Annotated in this window: 24 protein-coding genes; 16 read left to right on the top strand and 8 right to left on the bottom strand. The window is 55.4% G+C overall.

The annotated features are described in order from the left end of the window. Nucleotides 1-21: 21 nt before the first annotated feature. From skp to FHW74_RS05085, 12 genes are all read left to right on the top strand, one after another. On the top strand, nt 22-516 hold the full coding sequence (gene skp / locus FHW74_RS05140) for a molecular chaperone Skp (protein WP_183169465.1): 495 nt from the start codon (nt 22-24) through the stop codon (nt 514-516). A gap of 3 nt (nt 517-519) precedes the next feature. Next, nucleotides 520-1545 carry a UDP-3-O-(3-hydroxymyristoyl)glucosamine N-acyltransferase gene (gene lpxD, locus FHW74_RS05135; RefSeq protein ID WP_183169464.1) on the top strand — a complete coding sequence of 342 codons (1026 nt, stop codon included), beginning with the start codon at nt 520-522 and terminating at the stop codon, nt 1543-1545. 114 nt (nt 1546-1659) lie between these two features. Continuing rightward, nucleotides 1660-2115 (top strand): 3-hydroxyacyl-ACP dehydratase FabZ, encoded by a 456-nt coding sequence (gene fabZ, locus FHW74_RS05130; protein ID WP_002436969.1) that lies wholly within the window; start codon nt 1660-1662, stop codon nt 2113-2115. Nucleotides 2116-2118: 3 nt separating this feature from the next. Further along, entirely contained in the window at nt 2119-2907 is a 789-nt protein-coding gene (gene lpxA / locus FHW74_RS05125) for an acyl-ACP--UDP-N-acetylglucosamine O-acyltransferase (protein WP_183169463.1), read from the top strand. Then, entirely contained in the window at nt 2907-4055 is a 1149-nt protein-coding gene (gene lpxB / locus FHW74_RS05120; protein ID WP_183169462.1) for a lipid-A-disaccharide synthase, read from the top strand. Before lpxA ends, lpxB begins: the two co-directional genes overlap by 1 nt. After that, nucleotides 4052-4648 (top strand): ribonuclease HII, encoded by a 597-nt coding sequence (gene rnhB / locus FHW74_RS05115; protein ID WP_183169461.1) that lies wholly within the window; start codon nt 4052-4054, stop codon nt 4646-4648. The genes lpxB and rnhB overlap by 4 nt, the downstream gene beginning before the upstream one ends. Before the next feature lie 31 nt (nt 4649-4679). Beyond that, complete coding sequence (gene dnaE / locus FHW74_RS05110; protein WP_183169460.1) at nt 4680-8162, top strand: DNA polymerase III subunit alpha; 3483 nt, start codon at nt 4680-4682, stop codon at nt 8160-8162. A gap of 12 nt (nt 8163-8174) precedes the next feature. Then, on the top strand, nt 8175-9134 hold the full coding sequence (gene accA / locus FHW74_RS05105) for an acetyl-CoA carboxylase carboxyl transferase subunit alpha (protein WP_183169459.1): 960 nt from the start codon (nt 8175-8177) through the stop codon (nt 9132-9134). A 117-nt stretch (nt 9135-9251) separates the two neighbouring features. Next, the gene (locus tag FHW74_RS05100) at nt 9252-11387 is read left to right on the top strand and encodes a lysine decarboxylase LdcC (RefSeq protein WP_183169939.1); all 2136 of its coding nucleotides are present in this window, start codon (nt 9252-9254) and stop codon (nt 11385-11387) included. 38 nt (nt 11388-11425) lie between these two features. Continuing rightward, the gene (locus FHW74_RS05095; protein ID WP_183169458.1) at nt 11426-11815 is read left to right on the top strand and encodes a VOC family protein; all 390 of its coding nucleotides are present in this window, start codon (nt 11426-11428) and stop codon (nt 11813-11815) included. Continuing rightward, the gene (tilS, locus tag FHW74_RS05090) at nt 11812-13095 is read left to right on the top strand and encodes a tRNA lysidine(34) synthetase TilS (RefSeq protein ID WP_183169457.1); all 1284 of its coding nucleotides are present in this window, start codon (nt 11812-11814) and stop codon (nt 13093-13095) included. The genes FHW74_RS05095 and tilS overlap by 4 nt, the downstream gene beginning before the upstream one ends. Before the next feature lie 2 nt (nt 13096-13097). Next, a complete protein-coding gene (locus tag FHW74_RS05085) occupies nt 13098-13412 on the top strand; it encodes a cytochrome c (protein WP_183169456.1) in 315 nt (104 codons plus the stop codon). A gap of 43 nt (nt 13413-13455) precedes the next feature. Here the strand turns inward: FHW74_RS05085 and rof are convergent, their stop codons facing one another. Together rof and FHW74_RS05075 are read right to left on the bottom strand one after the other, a co-directional pair. Next, on the bottom strand, nt 13456-13716 hold the full coding sequence (rof, locus tag FHW74_RS05080) for a Rho-binding antiterminator (RefSeq protein WP_183169455.1): 261 nt from the start codon (nt 13714-13716) through the stop codon (nt 13456-13458). Then, nucleotides 13703-13903 (bottom strand): YaeP family protein, encoded by a 201-nt coding sequence (locus FHW74_RS05075; RefSeq protein ID WP_125293587.1) that lies wholly within the window; start codon nt 13901-13903, stop codon nt 13703-13705. Before FHW74_RS05075 ends, rof begins: the two co-directional genes overlap by 14 nt. Nucleotides 13904-14116: 213 nt before the next feature. On the opposite strand from FHW74_RS05075, the gene FHW74_RS05070 reads away from it, so the two are divergent. From FHW74_RS05070 to nlpE, 3 genes are read left to right on the top strand one after another with little or no spacing between them, the layout of a single operon-like run. Continuing rightward, nucleotides 14117-14662 (top strand): YaeQ family protein, encoded by a 546-nt coding sequence (locus tag FHW74_RS05070; RefSeq protein WP_183169454.1) that lies wholly within the window; start codon nt 14117-14119, stop codon nt 14660-14662. Further along, the gene (arfB, locus tag FHW74_RS05065; protein WP_183169453.1) at nt 14659-15081 is read left to right on the top strand and encodes an alternative ribosome rescue aminoacyl-tRNA hydrolase ArfB; all 423 of its coding nucleotides are present in this window, start codon (nt 14659-14661) and stop codon (nt 15079-15081) included. The genes FHW74_RS05070 and arfB overlap by 4 nt, the downstream gene beginning before the upstream one ends. Before the next feature lie 33 nt (nt 15082-15114). Then, on the top strand, nt 15115-15813 hold the full coding sequence (gene nlpE / locus FHW74_RS05060) for an envelope stress response activation lipoprotein NlpE (protein ID WP_183169938.1): 699 nt from the start codon (nt 15115-15117) through the stop codon (nt 15811-15813). 41 nt (nt 15814-15854) lie between these two features. On the opposite strand, the gene proS is transcribed toward nlpE, so the two are convergent. The 6 genes from proS to metN form a co-directional block, all read right to left on the bottom strand. Beyond that, nucleotides 15855-17573 (bottom strand): proline--tRNA ligase, encoded by a 1719-nt coding sequence (gene proS / locus FHW74_RS05055; RefSeq protein WP_183169452.1) that lies wholly within the window; start codon nt 17571-17573, stop codon nt 15855-15857. Nucleotides 17574-17679: 106 nt separating this feature from the next. After that, on the bottom strand, nt 17680-18387 hold the full coding sequence (tsaA, locus tag FHW74_RS05050) for a tRNA (N6-threonylcarbamoyladenosine(37)-N6)-methyltransferase TrmO (protein WP_183169451.1): 708 nt from the start codon (nt 18385-18387) through the stop codon (nt 17680-17682). Beyond that, nucleotides 18384-18788, bottom strand: coding sequence for an Rcs stress response system protein RcsF (gene rcsF / locus FHW74_RS05045; RefSeq protein ID WP_125293581.1), 405 nt, complete (start codon nt 18786-18788; stop codon nt 18384-18386). The genes tsaA and rcsF overlap by 4 nt, the downstream gene beginning before the upstream one ends. A 115-nt stretch (nt 18789-18903) precedes the next feature. Beyond that, nucleotides 18904-19719, bottom strand: coding sequence for a methionine ABC transporter substrate-binding lipoprotein MetQ (metQ, locus tag FHW74_RS05040; protein WP_183169450.1), 816 nt, complete (start codon nt 19717-19719; stop codon nt 18904-18906). Nucleotides 19720-19751: 32 nt separating this feature from the next. Beyond that, on the bottom strand, nt 19752-20405 hold the full coding sequence (locus FHW74_RS05035; protein WP_183169449.1) for a methionine ABC transporter permease MetI: 654 nt from the start codon (nt 20403-20405) through the stop codon (nt 19752-19754). After that, nucleotides 20398-21429: a methionine ABC transporter ATP-binding protein MetN gene (gene metN, locus FHW74_RS05030; RefSeq protein ID WP_183169448.1), complete on the bottom strand. Its 1032-nt coding sequence runs from the start codon at nt 21427-21429 to the stop codon at nt 20398-20400. The genes FHW74_RS05035 and metN overlap by 8 nt, the downstream gene beginning before the upstream one ends. Before the next feature lie 189 nt (nt 21430-21618). Between metN and gmhB the strand changes: the two genes are divergently transcribed. After that, nucleotides 21619-22191 carry a D-glycero-beta-D-manno-heptose 1,7-bisphosphate 7-phosphatase gene (gmhB, locus tag FHW74_RS05025; RefSeq protein WP_144131565.1) on the top strand — a complete coding sequence of 191 codons (573 nt, stop codon included), beginning with the start codon at nt 21619-21621 and terminating at the stop codon, nt 22189-22191. The last annotated feature ends 393 nt before the right edge of the window (nt 22192-22584 follow it).

Below are 22584 nucleotides of genomic sequence, written 5' to 3'. Positions count from 1 at the left end.
TGGGATGGTAAGGAGTTTATTGTGAAAAAGTGGTTATGTGCTGCAGGTCTCGGTTTAGCAATGGCAGCATCCGCTCAGGCGGCTGATAAAGTTGCGGTTGTGAACATGCAAAGTCTGTTTCAGCAGGTTGCTCAGAATACTGGCGTATCTAAAACGCTGGAAAATGAGTTCAAAAGCCGTGGCAGCGAACTGCAAAGTCAGGAAAGCGATCTGCAAGCCAAAATGCAGCGTTTACAGCGTGATGGTTCCACAATGAAAGCGAGCGATCGTTCTAAGCTGGAAAAAGACATCATGGCTCAGCGCCAGGCTTTCGGGACTAAAGCCCAGCAGTTCGAGCAGGACCGCGCGCGCCGTTCTAACGAAGAACGTGGCAAGCTGGTTTCCCGTATTCAGGCGGCAGTGAAGAAAGTTGCAGCCGATCAGGATGTTGATCTGGTGCTGGATGCCAATACCGTTGTTTACAACGGTAGCGATGTGAAAGACATCACCGCTGATGTGCTGAAACAGGTTAAATAAGTAATGCCTTCAATTCGACTGGCTGATTTAGCCCAACAGTTGGATGCAGAGCTGCGCGGTGATGGCGATATCGTCATCACCGGCGTTGCTTCAATGCAGTCTGCGGGTGAGGGGCAAATCACCTTCATGGTAAACCCTCGTTACCGTGAACATCTGGCTGCATGCCAGGCGTCTGCCGTTGTCATGACCGCAGACGATCTTCCTTTCGCCAAAAGCGCGGCGCTGGTAGTGAAAAACCCCTACCTGACTTATGCGCGTATGGCCCAAATTCTTGATACCACGCCTCAGCCTGCGCAGAATATCGCACCCAGCGCAGTGATTGACGCCAGCGCGAAGCTGGGCAACAACGTCTCCGTTGGCGCGAATGCGGTAATCGAATCCGGCGTAGAGCTGGGCGATAACGTCATTATCGGCGCGGGTTGCTTCGTGGGTAAAAATTCACGCATTGGCGCGGGTTCGCGTCTGTGGGCGAATGTCACTATCTATCATGAGATCCAGATCGGCGAACAGTGCCTGATCCAGTCCAGCACCGTGATCGGCGCGGATGGTTTTGGCTACGCTAACGATCGTGGTAACTGGATTAAGATCCCCCAGCTTGGCCGGGTTATTATTGGCGATCGCGTTGAAATCGGCGCCTGCACCACCATCGACCGTGGCGCGCTGGATGATACGATTATCGGCAACGGCGTGATTATTGATAACCAGTGCCAGATTGCGCATAACGTCGTGATTGGCGACAATACCGCAGTTGCGGGCGGCGTCATCATGGCGGGCAGCCTGAAAATTGGTCGTTACTGCATGATTGGCGGTGCCAGCGTGATCAACGGTCATATGGAAATTTGCGACAAAGTCACCGTGACCGGTATGGGTATGGTGATGCGTCCTATTTCCGAGCCTGGCGTGTACTCTTCAGGTATTCCGCTACAGCCTAATAAGGTTTGGCGTAAAACAGCAGCGTTGGTAATGAACATTGATGAAATGAATAAACGCCTGAAAGCTGTTGAGCGGAAAGTCATTAAAGAAGACTAATGCTCCCTGGCTAGCGCCTGCAAGCGACAACGTTAATCGGCCTGTTGGCATTCTCTGGATTGCCGCAGGCCGTGTTATTATTGCCATTTAGTATATTTTGACAGGACCAGTATCTTGACTACTGACACTCATACTCTGCACATCGAAGAGATTTTAGAGCTTCTGCCGCACCGTTTTCCGTTTCTTTTAGTGGATCGCGTGCTGGATTTTGAAGAAGGTCGCTTCCTGCGGGCAGTCAAAAACGTTACGGTAAACGAACCGTTTTTCCAGGGCCACTTCCCTGGTAAACCGATTTTCCCAGGTGTATTGATTCTGGAAGCGATGGCGCAGGCCACCGGTATCCTGGCATTCAAAAGCGTGGGTAAACTGGAGCCGGGCGAGCTTTACTACTTTGCGGGTATCGACGAAGCACGTTTTAAACGTCCGGTGGTGCCGGGCGACCAGATGATTATGGAAGTCACCTTTGAGAAAACCCGCCGCGGCCTGACGCGCTTTAAAGGCGTTGCGCTGGTCGATGGCAAAGTTGTCTGCGAAGCGACGATGATGTGCGCGCGCAGCCGGGAGAGCTGATACGTGATTGATAAAACTGCCTTTGTTCATCCCTCTGCCATTGTGGAAGACGGTGCCGTTCTCGGCGCTAACGTTCACATTGGTCCGTTTTGCATCGTCGGTCCACATGTTGAGATCGGTGAAGGTACTGTTCTGAAGTCTCATGTCGTGGTTAATGGCCATACCAAAATCGGCCGTGATAATGAGATCTATCAGTTCGCATCCATTGGCGAAGTAAACCAGGATTTAAAATACGCTGGCGAACCAACCCGTGTGGAGATCGGCGACCGTAACCGCATCCGCGAAAGCGTCACCATTCATCGTGGAACCGAGCAAGGCGGCGGCCTGACGAAGGTAGGTAGCGATAACCTGCTGATGATCAACGCGCACGTTGCGCATGACTGCACAGTGGGCGACCGCTGCATCCTGGCCAACAACGCAACGCTGGCCGGTCACGTATCGTTGGGTGATTTCGCCATTATCGGCGGCATGACCGCAGTACATCAGTTCTGCATCATTGGCGCCCATGTGATGGTCGGCGGATGCTCTGGCGTAGCGCAGGACGTCCCGCCGTATGTCATTGCCCAGGGTAACCATGCGACGCCGTTTGGCGTCAATATCGAAGGGCTTAAGCGCCGCGGCTTTAGCCGTGAAGCGATCACCGCGATCCGCAACGCGTACAAATTGCTGTACCGCAGCGGCAAAACGCTGGATGAAGCAAAACCGGAAATCGCTGCGCTGGCGGAACAACATCCCGAAGTGCAGGCGTTCACCGAGTTTTTTGAACGTTCAACGCGCGGTCTGATTCGTTAATGGCTGAAAAACGACCATTAACGATTGCCCTCGTCGCCGGAGAAACCTCCGGCGATATTCTTGGTGCAGGTCTTATCCGCGCATTAAAAGAGCGGATACCGGACGCGCGCTTTGTGGGCGTTGCCGGGCCGCGTATGCAGGCAGAAGGCTGCGAAGCCTGGTACGAAATGGAAGAGCTGGCCGTGATGGGGGTGGTGGAAGTGCTGGGCCGCCTGCGCCGCCTGCTGCATATTCGCGCCGATCTTACCCGCCGTTTCACCGAGCTTAAGCCTGACGTGTTCGTCGGCATTGATGCGCCGGATTTCAACATTACCCTCGAAGGGAACCTGAAAAAGCAGGGCATTAAAACCATTCATTATGTCAGCCCGTCAGTGTGGGCGTGGCGTCAAAAACGGGTTTTCAAAATCGGCAGAGCCACCGACCTGGTGCTGGCGTTTCTGCCTTTCGAAAAAGCGTTTTACGATCGATTCAATGTCCCGTGTCGGTTTATCGGCCACACCATGGCCGACGCGATGCCGCTGGATCCGGATAAACAGGCGGCCCGCGCCGCGCTCGGCATTCCTCAGGATGCCCACTGTCTGGCGTTGTTACCGGGCAGCCGTGGCGCGGAAGTGGAAATGCTCAGCGCTGATTTCCTGAAAACCGCGCAGCTGCTGCGCGAACGCTTCCCCGATTTGCAGGTGGTGGTCCCGCTGGTGAATGCGAAGCGTCGCGAGCAGTTTGAAAAAATTAAGCAGGAGGTCGCGCCAGATATGCCTGTCCACTTGCTGGATGGCATGGGGCGCGAAGCGATGATCGCCAGCGATGCCGCGCTGCTGGCCTCTGGTACCGCCGCGCTGGAGTGTATGCTGGCGAAATGCCCGATGGTGGTTGGCTATCGCATGAAGCCGTTCACCTTCTGGCTGGCGAAGCGGCTGGTAAAAACCGATTATGTCTCGCTGCCCAATTTACTGGCGCGACGTGAACTGGTTAAAGAACTGCTTCAGGATGAATGCACCCCGGAAAACCTGTACGCCGCATTGCTGCCGCTGTTAGATCGTGGCGCGAAGAGCGAACAGATGCATGAAACCTTCCGCCAGCTGCATCAGCAAATTCGCTGCAATGCCGACGAGCAGGCGGCGGATGCGGTACTGGAGTTAGCCCAATGATCGAATTTATCTATCCGCATACCCATCTTGTGGCGGGTGTGGATGAAGTAGGGCGCGGCCCGCTGGTGGGCGCAGTGGTCACGGCGGCGGTCATTTTAGATCCCAGCCGCCCAATCCTCGGGCTCGCTGACTCGAAAAAATTATCGGAAAAACGCCGCCTGGCGCTGTTCGATGAAATCACTGAAAAAGCGCTGTGCTGGAGCCTGGGCCGGGCGGAGCCGCATGAAATCGACGAGCTGAATATTCTTCACGCCACCATGCTGGCGATGCAGCGCGCGGTTGCCGGGCTTTCGGTAACGCCGGAATACGTGCTCATCGACGGAAACCGTTGCCCGTCGTTGCCGATGCCGTCAATGGCGGTGGTCAAGGGCGATAGCCGGGTGGCAGAAATCAGCGCAGCATCAATACTTGCCAAAGTTACCCGCGATGCGGAAATGGCGGCGCTGGACATCCGCTTCCCGCAATACGGTTTTGCTCAACACAAGGGCTACCCTACCGCCTTTCATCTGGAAAGGTTGGCTGAGCATGGCGCGACAGAACATCATCGCCGCAGTTTCGCGCCGGTGAAACGCGCTCTCAATCTGGTGTCTTAAGCACCACGCACAGAGTTATTCGGATACTGAGATGGCTGAACCTCGTTTTGTGCACCTGCGGGTGCACAGTGACTATTCCATGATCGATGGGCTTGCCAAGACGGGACCGCTGGTAAAAAAGGCGGCCTCGCTGGGGATGCCTGCGCTGGCGATCACCGACTTTACCAACCTGTGTGGTCTGGTTAAGTTTTACGGGGGCGCGCACAGCGCGGGCATGAAGCCGATTATCGGCGCGGATTTTAACGTCCGTAACCCGATTATGGGCGACGAGCTGAACGAGATTACCGTGCTGGCCGCGAATAACGACGGCTACCAGAATCTTACGCTACTCATTTCCCGCGCCTATCAGCGCGGCTACGGTGCCGCCGGGCCGTTTATCGACATCGAATGGCTGGCGGAGCTCAACAACGGGCTGATCCTGCTCTCCGGCGCGCGTAATGGCGACGTCGGTAAAAGTTTGCTGCGCGGCAATATGGCGTTAGTGGATCAGTGTCTGAGCTTCTATCAACAGCATTTTGCCGACCGGTTTTATCTGGAGCTGATCCGCACCGGGCGCACCGATGAAGAGCGCTATCTGCACGCTGCCGTCGCACTGGCGGAAGAAAAGGGCGTGCCGGTTGTCGCCACCAACGACGTGCGTTTTATCGATGCCGACGATTTTGATGCCCACGAAATCCGCGTCGCCATTCATGACGGTTTTACGCTTGACGACCCAAAACGCCCGCGCAACTACTCGACGCAGCAATACATGCGCAGCGAAGAGGAGATGTGCGAGCTGTTCGCGGATATCCCGGAAGCGCTGGAAAACAGCGTTGAGATTGCCCGTCGCTGTAACGTGACGGTGCGCCTCGGGGAGTATTTCCTGCCGCAGTTCCCCACCGGCGACATGACCACCGAGGATTTCCTGGTGGCGAAGTCAAAAGAGGGCCTGGAAGAGCGTCTGGAATTCCTGTTCCCGGACCCGGAAGAGCGCGCGAAGCGTCGTCCGGAATATGATGAGCGCCTGGATGTTGAGCTCCAGGTGATCAACCAGATGGGCTTCCCCGGCTACTTCCTGATCGTCATGGAGTTTATCCAGTGGTCGAAAGACAACGGCGTGCCGGTAGGCCCAGGCCGTGGCTCCGGTGCGGGTTCACTGGTGGCTTACGCCCTGAAAATCACCGATCTCGATCCGCTGGAATTTGACCTGCTGTTTGAACGCTTCCTCAACCCGGAGCGTGTCTCGATGCCCGACTTCGATGTCGACTTCTGCATGGAGAAGCGCGACCGGGTTATCGATCATGTGGCGGAGATGTACGGGCGCGAGGCGGTCTCGCAGATTATTACCTTCGGAACCATGGCCGCAAAAGCGGTTATCCGCGACGTGGGCCGCGTGCTGGGCCACCCCTACGGCTTTGTTGACCGCATTTCCAAGCTGGTGCCGCCCGATCCGGGCATGACCCTGGCGAAGGCATTTGAAGCTGAACCACAATTGCCGGAAATCTACGAGGCCGACGAAGAAGTTAAAGCGCTGATCGATATGGCGCGCAAACTGGAAGGGGTCACCCGTAACGCCGGTAAGCATGCGGGCGGCGTGGTGATCGCGCCGACCAAAATTACCGACTTCGCGCCGTTGTATTGCGATGAATCCGGCCATAACCCTGTTACGCAATTCGATAAAAACGACGTGGAATACGCGGGCCTGGTGAAGTTCGACTTCCTCGGGCTGCGCACGCTGACCATCATCGACTGGGCGCTGAAGATGATCAACCCGCGCCGGACGAAGCAGGGGCTGGAGCCGATTGATATCGCCGCCATCCCGCTGGATGACAAGAAAAGCTTCGACATGCTGCAACGCTCGGAAACCACCGCGGTATTCCAGCTTGAATCCCGCGGCATGAAAGATCTGATCAAGCGCCTGCAGCCGGACTGCTTTGAAGACATGATCGCACTGGTGGCGCTGTTCCGTCCGGGGCCGCTGCAGTCGGGCATGGTAGACAACTTTATCGACCGTAAACATGGCCGCGAAGCAATCTCCTATCCGGATGTCGAATGGCAGCATGAGAGCCTGAAACCGGTACTGGAGCCGACCTACGGCATCATCCTGTATCAGGAACAGGTGATGCAGATTGCCCAGGTGCTCTCCGGTTATACCCTCGGCGGCGCGGATATGCTGCGCCGCGCCATGGGTAAAAAGAAGCCTGAAGAGATGGCCAAACAGCGCTCGGTGTTTGAAGAAGGCGCGAAAAATAACGGCGTCGACGGCGAACTGGCGATGAAAATCTTCGACCTGGTGGAGAAATTCGCGGGTTATGGATTTAACAAATCGCACTCGGCGGCCTATGCTCTGGTATCCTACCAAACGCTTTGGCTGAAAGCGCATTACCCGGCGGAGTTTATGGCGGCGGTAATGACGGCGGATATGGATAACACCGACAAAGTGGTGGGGCTGGTGGATGAGTGCTGGCGCATGGGGCTAAAAATCCTGCCGCCGGACATCAACTCCGGGCTGTACCATTTCCACGTCAACGATGACGGGGAGATTGTTTACGGCATCGGCGCGATTAAAGGTGTAGGCGAGGGGCCGATTGAAGCCATCATCGAAGCGCGTAACAAGGACGGTTATTTCCGCGAGCTGTTTGATCTCTGCGCGCGCACCGATACCAAAAAGCTCAACCGCCGGGTGCTGGAAAAGCTGATCATGTCCGGGGCATTCGACCGCCTTGGCCCGCACCGCGCCGCGCTGATGAACTCGCTGGGCGATGCGTTGAAAGCGGCAGATCAGCACGCCAAAGCCGAAGCTATCGGTCAGGCGGATATGTTTGGCGTACTGGCGGAAGAGCCGGAGCAGATTGAAAAATCCTACGCCAATTGCCAGCCGTGGCCTGAGCAGACCGTACTGGACGGCGAGCGGGAAACCCTGGGTCTTTACCTGACCGGGCACCCCATCAACCAGTACCTGAAAGAGATCGAACGCTATGTCGGCGGCATGCGTCTCAAAGATATGCACCCGACAGAGCGTGGTAAAGTTATCACGGCTGCGGGGCTTGTGATTGCTTCGCGGGTTATGGTCACCAAGCGCGGCAATCGTATCGGCATCTGTACCCTGGATGACCGCTCCGGGCGTCTTGAGGTGATGTTATTCACCGATGCGCTGGAGAAATACCAGCATCTGCTGGAACAAGACCGGATCCTAATCGTCAGCGGACAGGTCAGCTTTGATGACTTTAGCGGAGGCCTTAAAATGACCGCTCGCGAAGTGATGGACATTGCAGACGCCCGCGAAAAGTATGCGCGTGGGCTTGCTATCTCGCTGACGGACAGGCAAATTGATGACCAGCTTTTAAACCGACTCCGTCAGTCTCTGGAACCCCATCGTTCGGGAACCATTCCAGTACATCTCTACTATCAGAGGGCGGATGCGCGCGCGAGGTTGCGTTTTGGCGCAACGTGGCGTGTCTCTCCGAGCGATCGTTTACTTAACGATCTGCGTGGCCTGATAGGTTCGGAGCAGGTGGAACTGGAGTTTGACTAATACAGGAATATTATGAGTCTGAATTTCCTTGATTTCGAACAGCCGATTGCCGAGCTGGAAGCGAAAATCGATTCCCTGACCGCGGTAAGCCGTCAGGATGACAAACTGGATATTAACATCGACGAAGAAGTGCATCGTCTGCGTGAAAAAAGCGTAGAACTGACGCGTAAGATCTTCGCCGACCTGGGGGCATGGCAGGTTGCGCAGCTGGCGCGCCATCCACAACGTCCTTATACCCTCGATTATCTGCGTTTAGCTTTTGACGATTTCGACGAACTGGCTGGCGACCGCGCATTCGCGGACGATAAAGCCATTGTCGGCGGTATTGCGCGTCTCGACGATCGTCCGGTGATGGTTATCGGCCATCAGAAAGGGCGCGAAACCAAAGAGAAGATCCGTCGGAACTTTGGTATGCCAGCGCCGGAAGGTTACCGCAAAGCGCTGCGTCTGATGGAAATGGCTGAACGGTTTAACATGCCGATTATCACTTTCATCGACACCCCGGGCGCGTATCCGGGCGTGGGCGCGGAAGAACGCGGCCAGTCTGAAGCCATCGCGCGCAACCTGCGTGAAATGTCGCGCCTGAAAGTGCCGGTCATCTGCACCGTGATCGGTGAAGGCGGTTCCGGCGGCGCGCTGGCGATTGGCGTAGGCGACAAAGTCAACATGCTGCAATACAGCACCTATTCGGTGATTTCGCCGGAAGGCTGTGCGTCCATTCTGTGGAAAAGCGCCGACAAAGCGCCGATTGCCGCCGATGCGATGGGCATTATCGCGCCGCGTCTGAAAGAGCTGAAGCTGATCGATACCGTGATCCCGGAGCCGCTCGGCGGCGCACACCGTAATCCGGAAGTGATGGCAGAATCTCTTAAAGCGCAATTGCTGGCGGATCTGGCGGATCTCGACGTATTGAGCAAAGACGAACTGCTGGATCGTCGTTATCAGCGTCTGATGAGCTACGGCTACGCCTGATTTGCGGGTCACACATTCTGAAAAGGGTCGCGGAAGCGGCCCTTTTTTTATTCGCCGCACGGCGGGCAGGATGCGTAAACTATGCTTAAGGATGAATTTTTTGCCAGGAGGTGAGTGTTGAATATTATTGCCATCATGGGGCCGCAAGGGGTCTTTTATAAAGATGAGCCGATGCAGGAACTGGAACAGGCGCTGCAAGGGCAGGGCTTCCAGCTTATCTGGCCAAAGAACAATCTCGATCTCCTGAAGCTGATTGAACATAACCCGCGCATTTGCGGGGTGATCTTTGACTGGGACGAGCATGGTATTGAACTGTGCAGCGATATAAATCAGCTTAATGAATACCTGCCGCTCTACGCCTTTATCAATACCCACTCAACCATGGACGTCAGCGCCCACGAAATGCGCATGGCGATTTGGTTTTTCGAATATGGGCTGGGTGCCGCTGAGGATATCGGCCAGCGCATCCGCCAGTACACCGATGAATACATCGATAACATCACGCCGCCGTTTACCCGGGCGCTGTTCAGGTATGTCCATGAGGGGAAATATACGTTCTGCACGCCTGGGCACATGGCCGGGACAGCTTATCAAAAAAGCCCGGTAGGCTGCCTGTTTTATGACTTTTTCGGCGGCAACACGCTGAAATCCGACGTGTCAATTTCGGTTACCGAGCTGGGGTCGTTGCTCGATCATACCGGCCCGCATCTGGAGGCGGAAGAGTACGTGGCCCGCACCTTTGGCGCGGAGCAAAGCTATATGGTGACCAACGGGACCTCTACCTCGAATAAAATCGTCGGCATGTACGCCGCGCCGTCCGGCAGCACCATGCTGGTGGATCGCAACTGCCATAAATCGCTGACCCATTTGTTGATGATGAGCGACATCGTTCCGCTGTGGATGAAGCCGACGCGTAACGCGCTGGGCATCCTCGGCGGCATTCCGAAGCGCGAATTTTCCAGTGAATCCATCGCCCAAAAAGTGCGTGAGACGCCAAACGCCCAGTGGCCGGTTCACGCAGTGATCACTAACTCCACCTACGATGGCCTGCTGTATAACACCAACTGGATCAAACAGACTCTTGATGTGCCGTCGATTCATTTTGATTCCGCCTGGGTGCCCTATACCCATTTTCATCCCATCTATAGCGGTAAGGGCGGCATGAGCGGCGAGCGCACGCCGGGCAAAGTGATCTTCGAAACCCAGTCGACTCATAAAATGCTGGCGGCCTTTTCCCAGGCCGCGCTGATCCATATTAAAGGCGACTACGACGAAGAAACCTTCAACGAAGCCTATATGATGCATACCACCACGTCGCCGAGCTATCCGCTGGTGGCCTCCATTGAAACCGCGGCGGCGATGCTGCGCGGCAATCCGGGAAAACGGCTGATTAATCGTTCCGTGGAGCGCGCGCTGCATTTCCGTAAAGAAGTCCAACGGCTGCGTGAAGAGGCCGACGGCTGGTTTTACGATATCTGGCAGCCTGAAGCGATTGAAGAAGCGGACTGTTGGCCGATTGCCCCCGGCGAAGACTGGCACGGCTTTACCCATGCCGATGAAAACCACATGTTCCTCGACCCGGTGAAAGTCACCATCCTGACACCGGGCATGGACGAACACGGCAATATGGCGGAAGAGGGCATTCCTGCTGCGCTGGTAGCGAAGTTTCTTGATGAGCGCGGCGTGGTGGTGGAGAAAACCGGCCCGTACAATCTGCTGTTTCTGTTTAGCATCGGCATCGACAAAACCCGCGCCATGGGGTTGCTGCGCGGGCTGATGGAATTCAAGCGCGCCTATGATTTAAATCTGCGGGTGAAAAACATGCTGCCGGATCTGTATGCTGAAGATCCGGACTTTTACCGCAATATGCGCATTCAGGATCTGGCGCAGGGGATCCATCGGCTGATCAAACAGCACGACCTGCCGCAGCTGATGCTCAAGGCGTTCGACGTACTGCCGGAAATGCAGCTTACACCGCACCAGATGTATCAGCAGCAGGTGAAAGGCAATATCGAAACCGTGGAGCTGGATAATCTGATTAATCGGGTTTCCGCCAACATGATCCTGCCGTATCCTCCCGGCGTACCGCTGGTGATGCCCGGCGAGCGGGTGACCCAGGAAAGCCGGGCGGTGCTCGATTTTCTGCTGATGCTGTGCTCGATTGGCCGCCATTACCCCGGCTTCGAAACCGATATTCATGGCGCGAAGCTCGGAGAAGATGGCGTTTACCGAGTCAGAGTTTTAAAACAGTAACGATGGCGCGCAGCCAGAACAGCCGACAAGGAGATATTATGCTGGGTTTAACCAGGGTTCATCACATCGCTATTATCGCGACCGACTATGCGCGCAGTAAGGCATTTTACTGCGATACTCTGGGCTTCACGCTGCAATTCGAAACGTATCGCGAAGCGCGGGATTCCTGGAAAGGGGATTTGGCGCTGAACGGACAATACGTCATCGAACTGTTTTCGTTCCCGTTCCCCCCTGAGCGGCCAAGCCGCCCGGAAGCCTGCGGGCTGCGCCACTTGGCCTTCAGCGTTGCGGATCTGGACCAGGCGGTGGCGCATCTGGAAAAGCAGGGCGTTCCCTGTGAGCCGATCCGCGTCGATCCTTACACAGATAAGCGCTTCACCTTTTTTAACGATCCCGATGGGTTGCCGCTGGAGCTGTATGAGGAATGATTCAGTGGGATAATCGCTTTAGCAAAGTGCTGGTGGCATTCAGCGGCGGGCTGGACTCTACCGTGTTGCTGCACCAACTGGCGGCGTTGCGCTCGCAGTTCACTCTTCAACTGCGGGCTGTGCATATCCACCACGGTATTAGCGACTTTGCTGATGCGTGGGTGACGCATTGCCAGACGATTTGCGAGCGCTGGGCGGTGCCGCTGGATGTGGTTCACGTCACTTTGCATAACGATGGTTCGGGAATTGAGGCGCAGGCCCGTTCCGCACGTTATGCCGCCTTTGCGCAGATTATCCAGCCAGATGAGGCGCTGGTTACCGCGCAGCACCTCGACGATCAGTGCGAAACGGTGCTGTTGGCCCTGAAGCGTGGCAGCGGGCCAGCGGGCCTGGCGGCTATGCCGGAAACGTTGCCGTTCGGTGACAACGTCCTGCTGCGCCCGCTTTTGAGTATTTCTCGTGAAACGCTGGAAGAGTACGCCCATGCGCATCAACTTACGTGGATTGATGACGACAGCAATCAGGACGATCGCTACGATCGTAATTTCCTGCGCCTGCGCGTTCTGCCGCTGCTTCAGGCCCGCTGGCCGCATTTTGCCCGCAGCGTAGCCCGCAGCGCGGCGCTGTGCGGCGAACAGGAAGCGCTGCTTGATGAACTGTTAGCCGACGAAATTGCCTCGCTGATAACGCCTGAAGGCAGCCTGACGATTGCGCCATTGCATGAAGCGAGCCAGGGCCGCCGCAATGCGCTGCTGCGCCGCTGGCTCACTCAACGGGATGCGCCGCCGCCGTCGCGCGCCATGCTGGAGCGAGTCTGGCAGGAAGTCGCGCTGAGCCGGGACGACGCCGCGCCGCGCCTGCAAATCGGCGCGTATGATGTACGGCGCTATCAGGGGCAGTTGTGGTGGATCAAACGTCAGGCCGCGCCGGGAAAACAGATTGTTGTCTGGCAACCGCCCTATACACCCTTAAAGCTGCCACTCGAATTAGGGATATTACGCGTGGCGCAGACAGGCTATGCTGTTCGGGCTCCCGAGCAGGATGAACAGGTTTCGGTGCGCTTTCATGCGCCAGGCAACTGGCATATCGTTGGACGTGAGCGCAGCCGAAGCCTTAAAAAATTGTGGCAGGAGCTGTCCGTGCCACCCTGGCGACGGGATACCACGCCGCTGCTGTTTTACGGTGAGCAATTAATTGCCGCTCCAGGCATCTTCGTTACGCGTCAGGGGCAGGCTCAGGATCATGCATGCTGGCATATCGACTGGCAGAAAGGAGAATAACAATGACGATGCGTAGTGCGGCTTTAGTGGGATTACTGGCCTGTAGCCTGCCGCTTTTAGCCAAAGGCGACCCGAAAGCGGGCGAGCAAAAAGCGATGATGTGCGTTTCCTGCCATGGCGCGACGGGCAATGTCTCTGTCCCGCTGTACCCGAACCTGGCGGGGCAGCATGAAGAGTATCTGGCGCATTCGCTGCGCGCGTATAAAAAAGGCGAGCGCAGCGGCGGCCAGGCGGAAGTGATGAAAGCCTATGTTAGCGGCCTGTCTGACGAGGATATCGATAACCTGGCGGCGTACTACGCCAGCCAGAAGCCATAAAAAAGGGCAGCCATCGGGCTGCCCTCGTTGTTTGGGATGTTCACTACCCTTCGCTAACCACCACGGTACCAATTTCCGGATGGCTGAAGCTGGCGATTTTATCGAGACGAACTTCACGTGAGGTGCCGGCTTCATCGACTATCAAATATTCGACGTTTTTTCGAGAAACCAGATCGTTGGCTTGTGCCTTTAGTACTTCCCCACTCTTCAATTCCAGCGTTAATACCAGATGGTGCTGGCAGGCGAGTTCGAGATTGTCATAGTCATCACAATTGATGGGTTGATAGGTTTCATTCATTGACATAATCGCTCACCAGTAAGTTCGCGGCGGCATACGCCGCCTTTTCCCGGACCGACTCAGAAAGGGCTTCATCTGAGGCCATTTCATTCAATACTTTCAATACGCAACCCAGCGCGTCGGGGACGTATCCCAGGTCGCCGCTGGCGATCTCGGCGTATCGCTTGCGTATTAACTCACAATACTTTTCCACATGCCCTCCTGTCAGAGTCCTGACTACAGACTGAATCGTGGGATGCAAGTCTAAGCCTACGAATATTAACTCTGTTTAGCAAGGTGACTATACCATACTCGCTCTGGCGGCATTAACTGTCATAGCAGGGAATTCTGTTCGAGGCGGTGGGTGAGGCGGGCGCGGGCGCGCTAATTTCGCTACAATAGCCGCCGATTGTCTTTCGGGGGACCTATGGCTTTAAAAGCAACGATTTATAAAGCAACCGTGAATGTTGCCGACATGGACAGAAACCAGTTTCTGGACGCCAACCTGACGCTGGCGCGCCATCCGTCGGAAACCGAAGAGCGTTTGATGCTGCGCCTGCTGGCATGGACTAAATATGCCGACGAACGGCTGCAGTTTACCCGTGGACTCAGCGCGGAAGAGGAGCCCGAACTGTGGTTGCGCAACGACTATCTGGGTATCGATTTGTGGATTGAGCTCGGCCTGCCGGATGAACGACGCCTGAAGAAAGCCTGTAGCCAGGCGGGCCAGGTGGCGCTGTTTACCTACAACAGCCGGGCGGCCGACATCTGGCGGCAGCAGAACCAGAGTAAGTTTCGCACTTACGATAATCTGACCATCTGGTATCTGGATGACGCGCAGCTGGCAAAGCTGAGCGCGCTGGCGTCACGCAGCATGGTGATACAGGCCACGTTACAGGATGGATTGATCTGGCTATCGGAAGGTGAGAATAATCTGGAAATTACGCTGGATAACTGGCATCAGCCCGAATGATTGTTTTTTCGCGTACCGTTTCTATACCCGATGATGAAGTGAGCTTCAGCGCGATACGCGCCCAGGGCGCGGGCGGGCAGCATGTCAATAAGGCCTCGACAGCGATCCATTTGCGCTTTGATATTGCCGCCTCCAGTCTGCCAGAAAGTTATAAGACGCGTTTGCTGGCAGCCAGCCACCATTTAATTACCGCGGAAGGGATCGTCATCATCAAAGCGCAGGAGTACCGCAGCCAGGAAATGAATCGCGAAGCGGCGCTTGCTCGCTTTATTGCGCTGGTACGGGAACTTACTGCTGAACAAAAGCATCGAAAGGCAACAAGACCCACACGTGCGTCAAAAGAGAGACGCCTGACGTCAAAAGCGCAAAAATCTACCACCAAATCGCTACGCGCGAAGATCCGCCGCACGTCAGACTAACTGAGGCAAAGAACAATGAAAATCAGGGATATGATGTCAACAACCCCGCTTATCTCCGCCGCCATTGCCTGCGGGGTATTTTTACTGATTGGCTGTAATAACCGCAGCGAGAGCCAGCCATTACAGGCGGTCCAACCGCTGGAAGCCAAAGCGATGCAGCAAAGCTTTCGCGGCTTGTTGCCCTGCGCCGACTGCGAAGGCATCGACACGTCACTGTTTCTGGAGAAAGACGGTACCTGGGTGATGAACCAGCGTTATCAGGGCGCGCCGCAGCCGGCCCAGTTTGCGTCGTGGGGGAAATGGGCGCGTACCGCTGACAAGCTGGTGCTCACCGATACTAATGGTGAAAAGCGCTACTTCCGCGTGAAGGGAGACAATCTGGAGATGCTCGACCTCGAGGGCAACCCCATTGAATCGCCACTGAATTACACATTAACGCCGTCTACAGCCGCGCTGCCCGCCACGCCGATGGCGATGAAAGGCATGTATTTCTATATGGCCGATGCGGCCGTGTTCACGGACTGTGTGACCGGTAAACGCTTCCCGGTGGTGAATAATGTACAATTGGAACGGGAGTTTGCTGCCGCACAGCACGGGGAGATGAAACCTGTCTTGCTGCATATCGACGCGCATTTCGTGTTGCAGGCGAATCCGGATAGTGGGGCAATGCAGAAAACGCTGGTGGCGGATAAGGCAGGCACGTTCAAGCCCGGCGCCGATTGCGATGAGTAATCGCCGTTAAAAAAACGCCCTGCGGATGCAGGGCGTCAGGTTTACTTCTTAATCTGGCTGACCAGGTAATTCACAATCTCACCGGTCTTGATCATTTTCTTCTCGCCTTCACGACGATACTTATATTCGATCTCGTCGCTGTCGAGGTTGCGGTCGCCAATCACCACAGTGTGCGGGATACCGATCAGCTCCATATCGGCAAACATCACGCCCGGACGCTCTTTACGATCGTCCATCAGCACTTCAATACCCTGCGCGCGCAGTTCGCTGTAGAGTTTCTCAGCCAGTTCCTGAACACGGAAAGATTTGTGCATGTTCATGGGCAGGATCGCGACCTGGAACGGCGCGATGGCGTCTGGCCATACGATACCACGATCGTCGTGATGCTGTTCAATCGCCGCGGCCACCACGCGGGTCACCCCGATGCCGTAGCAGCCCATGGTCAGCGTCTGGTTGCGGCCATCTTCGCCCTGAACGGCGGCTTTCAGCGCTTCGGAATACTTAGTGCCTAACTGGAAAATATGACCCACTTCGATACCGCGTTTGATAAGCAGCGTGCCCTGGCCGTCCGGGCTCGGATCGCCTGCCACCACGTTGCGAATATCCGCCACTTCCGGCGTCGCCACATCGCGGTCCCAGTTGATGCCGAAGTAGTGTTTGCCGTCGATATTGGCACCGGCGGCGAAATCGCTCATCGCCGCCACGGAACGGTCGATAACCACCGGGATCGGCATGTTCACCGGGCCGAGTGAGCCAGGACCTGCATTGACTACCGCACGGATTTCCGCTTCGGTTGCGAACGTCAGCGGGCTTGCCACCTGGGCCAGCTTCTCTGCTTTGACTTCGTTCAGCTCATGGTCGCCACGCACTAACAACGCGACCAGCGGATAAGCGCTGCCTTCAACGGATTTCACCAGCAGGGTTTTCACCGTTTTCTCAATCGGCAGATTATGTTGCTCAACCAGCTCGGCGATGGTCTTAGCGTTCGGCGTATCAACCAGGTGCATGTCCTGGGTGGCAGGCGCGCGCGGCGCTTTCGGCGCGACGGCTTCGGCCAGTTCGATATTGGCGGCGTAATCGGAGGTATCAGAGAAAATGATGTCGTCTTCGCCGCTCTGCGCCAGCACCTGGAACTCGTGCGAGGCGCTGCCGCCAATGGAGCCGGTATCCGCCTGAACCGGACGGAAATCCAGACCCATACGGGTGAAGATTTTGCTGTACGCCTCGTACATGGCGTCATAAGTCGCCTGCAGGGATTCCTGAGAGGTATGGAAAGAGTAAGCGTCCTTCATCAGGAACTCGCGCGAACGCATCACGCCGAAACGCGGACGGACCTCATCACGGAATTTGGTCTGGATCTGGAAGAAGTTGAGCGGCAACTGCTTATACGAGCTCAGTTCATTACGGATCAGATCGGTAATCACTTCTTCATGAGTCGGGCCGAGGACGAACGGACGCTCGCCGCGATCGACAAAACGCAATAATTCCGGGCCGTACTGCTCCCAGCGCCCGCTCTCCTGCCACAGATCCGCTGGCTGAACCACTGGCATCGACACCTCGATAGCACCGGCGTTATTCATCTCTTCACGCACGATGTTTTCGACTTTTTTCAGGACGCGCAGGCCAGTCGGCAGCCAGGTGTACAACCCGGAGGCGAGCTTGCGGATCATCCCGGCGCGCAGCATCAGCTGATGGCTGATAACCTCGGCGTCGGCGGGTGTCTCCTTCAGAGTGGAGAGCATATATTGGCTAGTACGCATTATTACGATTCCATTAGATGGTTCAGATACAGGCAAATGGCCTGACTTAAGTAAAGTAAATTAGTTTACCAGCGAGGCCGGATTGCCAAAAGAGAAGGGTGCGAAATTAACGCGCTTCGAGTGCAAAGACTTCGCAACCCGTAGCGGTTACGCGCCAGCGCACGTTGAAATCCAGCAGCCAGACGGCGTAGGTTTTACCGGGATCTTCCGTTTTACGATAGGCCGGGCGCGGGTCCTGGGCCAGCACCTCACGGATAAACTGTTCCAGACGAGGATAGCGCCCATGAAGTTGGCGCATTTGATTTTGCACGTCGTCGGTAAAATAGACCGACATCGCGGCATCGGGTGCCTGCTGCGCATAGCCTGCGCGGGCATCCGGCAGCGCTTCCGCAAACGGCAGATAGGGTTTGATATCAATGACCGGCGTGCCGTCAACCAGATCCAGGCCGCCTAATTGCAGTATCACCTCATCTTTATGGCAGCGGATCCCTTCCAGCGAAACCAGCGACATGCCGACCGGATTGGGGCGGAATGTAGAGCGGGTCGCAAATACGCCCATCCGCGCATTGCCGCCAAGACGGGGAGGGCGCACGGTGGGATGCCAGCCGCCTTCCATGGTTTGATGGAAAATAAAAACTATCCAGATATGGCTGAAGTCTTCCAGGCCCCGCACCGCGTCAGGGTTGTTGTAAGGGGGAAGAAGATGCAGTTCGCCGCCCCCGCTGGTGACAAGGCCTGGCTGACGGGGGACCGCGAATTTTTCTTTATAGGGCGAACGGATAACGCCTATCTGCTCAAGGCAGAACTGACTCATTTGGCAGAGACTTTTAACGCTGAACCTACGCAAACGGCCTGGCGATAGCAACCCGGCGTCCCGCTGGTCACTTCACAACTGTGCAGCAATACGGCATTGGCTTTCATTTTTGATGCATTAATTTGCATGCGTTTGCGTGCGGTGGGGATATTGGGCGGTGAGTCCTGATTCGACGCCTGGCATGATTCACCGCTGACTTCACCTAAATCACGGAACGGCTTGCCGACCAGATCTTCTGCGTTGGTATAAATTCTGACGGGGGCAGGGCGCGGGGCCTGCGGCTTCGCGGGCTCGACTTTTGCCGGGGCTGCCGTGCTTTTAACAGGTTCAACAGGGGATCTGCTTATCATTGAACAGCCGCTCACCATGAGCGCCAGCAAACAGATCGGTAAAGCACGCATAATTTATCCTCAATCATAATTAAATCGTAGGTTATTGAATCAGGTGCCTGCACAAATAACAAGACGGGCGTGCGCCCGTCCTGAATATTTATGTCGTAAGTATTGATGAAACGAATTACCAGCCCTTAACAGCGCCGCCGTTAAAGGTTTTGTTAGCGGCTTCGTTCACTTCGTCAGACTGGTAAGCCTGAACGAATTTCTTCACGTTTTCCGCGTCCTTGTTGTCTTCGCGAGTCACGATCAGGTTCACGTACGGGGAGTCTTTATCTTCCACGAAGATACCGTCTTTGGCCGGAGTCAGGTTGATCTGGCTGGCATAGGTGGTGTTGATAACGGCCAGGGCAATCTGCGCATCATCCAGAGAGCGCGGCAGCTGCGGCGCTTCCAGCTCAACAATCTTCAGGTTTTTCGGGTTCTCAGTCACGTCCAGCACGGTCGGCAGCAGGCCCACGCCGTCTTTCAGTTTGATCAGACCCACTTTTTGCAGCAGCAGCAGGGAACGGCCCAGGTTGGTCGGATCGTTAGGCACCGCGATCTGTGCGCCTGCCTGCAGCTCATCCAGGGATTTGATTTTTTTGGAATAGCCGGCAATCGGGTAAACGAAAGTGTTGCCGACGGAAACCAGTTTATAACCGCGGTCTTTGATCTGCTGATCGAGATACGGTTTGTGCTGGAAAGCGTTAGCGTCGATATCGCCTTTGTTCAGCGCTTCGTTCGGCAGAACGTAGTCGTTGAAGGTCACCAGCTCAACATCCAGGCCATATTTTTCTTTTGCGACTTTCTGGGCGACTTCAGCAACCTGCTGCTCCGCACCGACAATCACGCCTACTTTAATGTGGTTCGGATCTTTTTCTTCCTGACCACAGCCAACCAGCGCCAGAGAACCAATCAATGCGCCTACTGCTGCGAAAGTTTTTAATTTGAAAGACATAGCGATTCCTTACTCTTTTGATGTTGTGTTCGTTACTTATGCGTGACAGCCCGGACGATACGATCGCCGGAGATTTGAATTAAATACACCAGGATAACCAGCAATACTAATACTGTATTCATTACCGCAGCGTTATAACCGATATAACCGTACTGATAGCCGATCTGCCCCAGGCCACCCGCACCGACCGCGCCGCCCATGGCGGAGTAACCGACCAGGGTAATCAGCGTAATGGTGGCGGCGTTAACCAGACCCGGCAACGCTTCCGGCAGCAGTACTTTGCGGACAATCTGCATCGGCGTGGCGCCCATCGCGCGCGACGCTTCGATCAGCCCCGACGGGATTTCCAGCAGGGCGTTTTCCACCATACGGGCGATAAATGGCGCAGCGCCGACGGTCAACGGAACAATCGCCGCTTGCAGGCCGATAGACGTGCCGACAATGGCGCGGGTAAAGGGAATCATCCATACCAGTAAGATAATGAACGGGATGGAGCGGAAGATATTCACCAACGCGGACAGGATGCGATAAACGCTGGCGTTTTCATTAATCTGACCTGGACGGGTGACATACAGCAGTACGCCCGCCGGCAGGCCCAGCACAAAGCCGAAGAAGCCGGAAACGAAGGTCATCGCCAGCGTTTCCCATACGCCGCGAACCAGCAACCACATCATTGCTTCAGACATAACCCAGAACCTCTACTTTTACATGATGTTGTTGCAAATACGCGATAGCCGCCTGCGTCTCCTCGGAAGTGCCATGCATTTCAGCCAGCATGATCCCGAACTTCACGCCACCGGCATAATCCATTTGAGCGCTGATAATATTGTTATTCACGTTGTAACGGCGCGCGGTTTCAGAAAGCAGCGGCGCATCCACTGACTGGCCGGTAAATTCCAGACGCAGCAGCGGCACCGAATCCGCCTGCGCGGTCGCCTGCAGGCGCTGGGCGTAATCTTCCGGAATATCCAGATGCAAAGTGGACTGAATAAACTGCTGGGCCAGCGGCGTTTTCGGATGAGAGAAGACTTCGCTCACCGTATCTTGCTCAATCAACTCGCCGTTGCTGATCACGGCGACGCAATCGCAGATGCGCTTTACGACGTCCATCTCGTGGGTGATCAACAGAATGGTTAAACCGAGGCGACGGTTGATGTCTTTCAGCAGTTCGAGGATAGAACGGGTCGTCGCCGGATCCAGTGCGCTGGTGGCTTCATCGCACAACAGTACCTTCGGATTGCTGGCCAGCGCACGGGCAATGGCGACACGCTGCTTTTGTCCGCCAGACAAGTTAGCCGGGTAGGCGTCATGCTTCTCGGCCAGACCAACCAGATCTAACAGCTCGGTCACGCGGCGCTTAATTTCTTCACGCGGAACGTTATCCAGTTCTAACGGCAGCGCAACGTTGCCAAAAACGGTGCGCGAAGCGAGCAAGTTAAAGTGCTGGAAAATCATGCCAATCTGGCGGCGCGCTTTGGTCAACTGCGACTCGGAAAGCGCCGTTAAATCTTGTCCATCAACCAGAACGCTGCCCTGAGTGGGGCGCTCCAGTAAGTTCACGCAGCGAATCAGCGTACTTTTGCCTGCGCCGGAAGCGCCAATCACGCCATAAATTTGCCCGGCCGGAACGTCCAGACTGACGTTATTCAACGCCTGAATGGTGCGGCTCCCCTGCTGGAACACTTTGGTGATATTCGAAAGTTTGATCATTAGCTATTTATTATCGTATGAGAGTGAGCCGTGGCATTTTGTCTTGCCAGATACGGCGGATGACCGTACATGAAATGGATGTTAAGGCATCCAGACGTCTAAATCAATCTGCTGTGCGTGATGAGTTGTTTCTCACAGAGGGAAACATGCGATACTACGCGCATTACTTTATATGCAGGAGTTCTATCGGTGGCTAAATCCATGCCCGCTATTTTTCTCGACCGTGACGGCACCATTAATGTCGATCATGGTTACGTCCATGAAATTGATCAGTTCGAATTTATTGATGGCGTGATCGACGCGATGCGCGAATTAAAAGAAATGGGATTCGCACTGGTGCTGGTGACAAACCAGTCTGGCATCGCGCGCGGTAAATTTACCGAAGCGCAGTTTGAAACCCTGACCGAATGGATGGACTGGTCGCTGGCCGATCGCGGTGTTGATCTGGATGGCATCTATTATTGCCCGCATCATCCTGAAGGGGCGGTGGACGAGTTTCGCCAGAGCTGTGATTGCCGCAAGCCGCAGCCGGGTATGCTGATCTCTGCGCGTGACTATCTGCACATTGATATGGCCGCTTCTTATATGATCGGCGACAAGCTGGAAGATATGCAGGCGGCACAGGCGGCAGGCGTAGGTACCAAAGTGCTGGTGCGTTCTGGTAAACCGGTGACAGAAGAGGCGGAAAAAGCAGCGGATTGGGTCGTGGATAGCCTTGCAAAGCTGCCTGAAGCGATCAAAACGCGGCAAAAAACGGCGTAATGATTAAAATGTGAGCGGTCAGCAATTATTTTTAAAAATAGGCTTGTCAGATTCTGATTACTCCCTATAATGCGCCACCACTGACACGGAACAACGGCGAACAGGCCGGCCGGTCAGCGAAGTCCCTCCGGGGAGTTCGGCGGAGAAAAGCGAAAATTAACGCTTGACTCTGAAGCGGGAAGTCGTAATATACGCACCCCGCGCCGCTGAGAAAAAGCGAAGCGGCACTGCTCTTTAACAATTTATCAGACAATCTGTGTGGGCACTCGCAGGATTGATATCTCAGCATCTCCGGATGCACAAAGAATTATCAAGTCTCTGAGTGAACACGTAATTCATTACGAAGTTTAATTCACGAGCATCAAACTTTTAAATTGAAGAGTTTGATCATGG

Source organism: Atlantibacter sp. RC6 (genome assembly GCF_014193285.1).
Lineage (GTDB): Bacteria > Pseudomonadota > Gammaproteobacteria > Enterobacterales > Enterobacteriaceae > Atlantibacter.
Note: the sequence above shows the minus strand (reverse complement) of the source record. Positions and strands in the feature narration are given on the sequence as shown.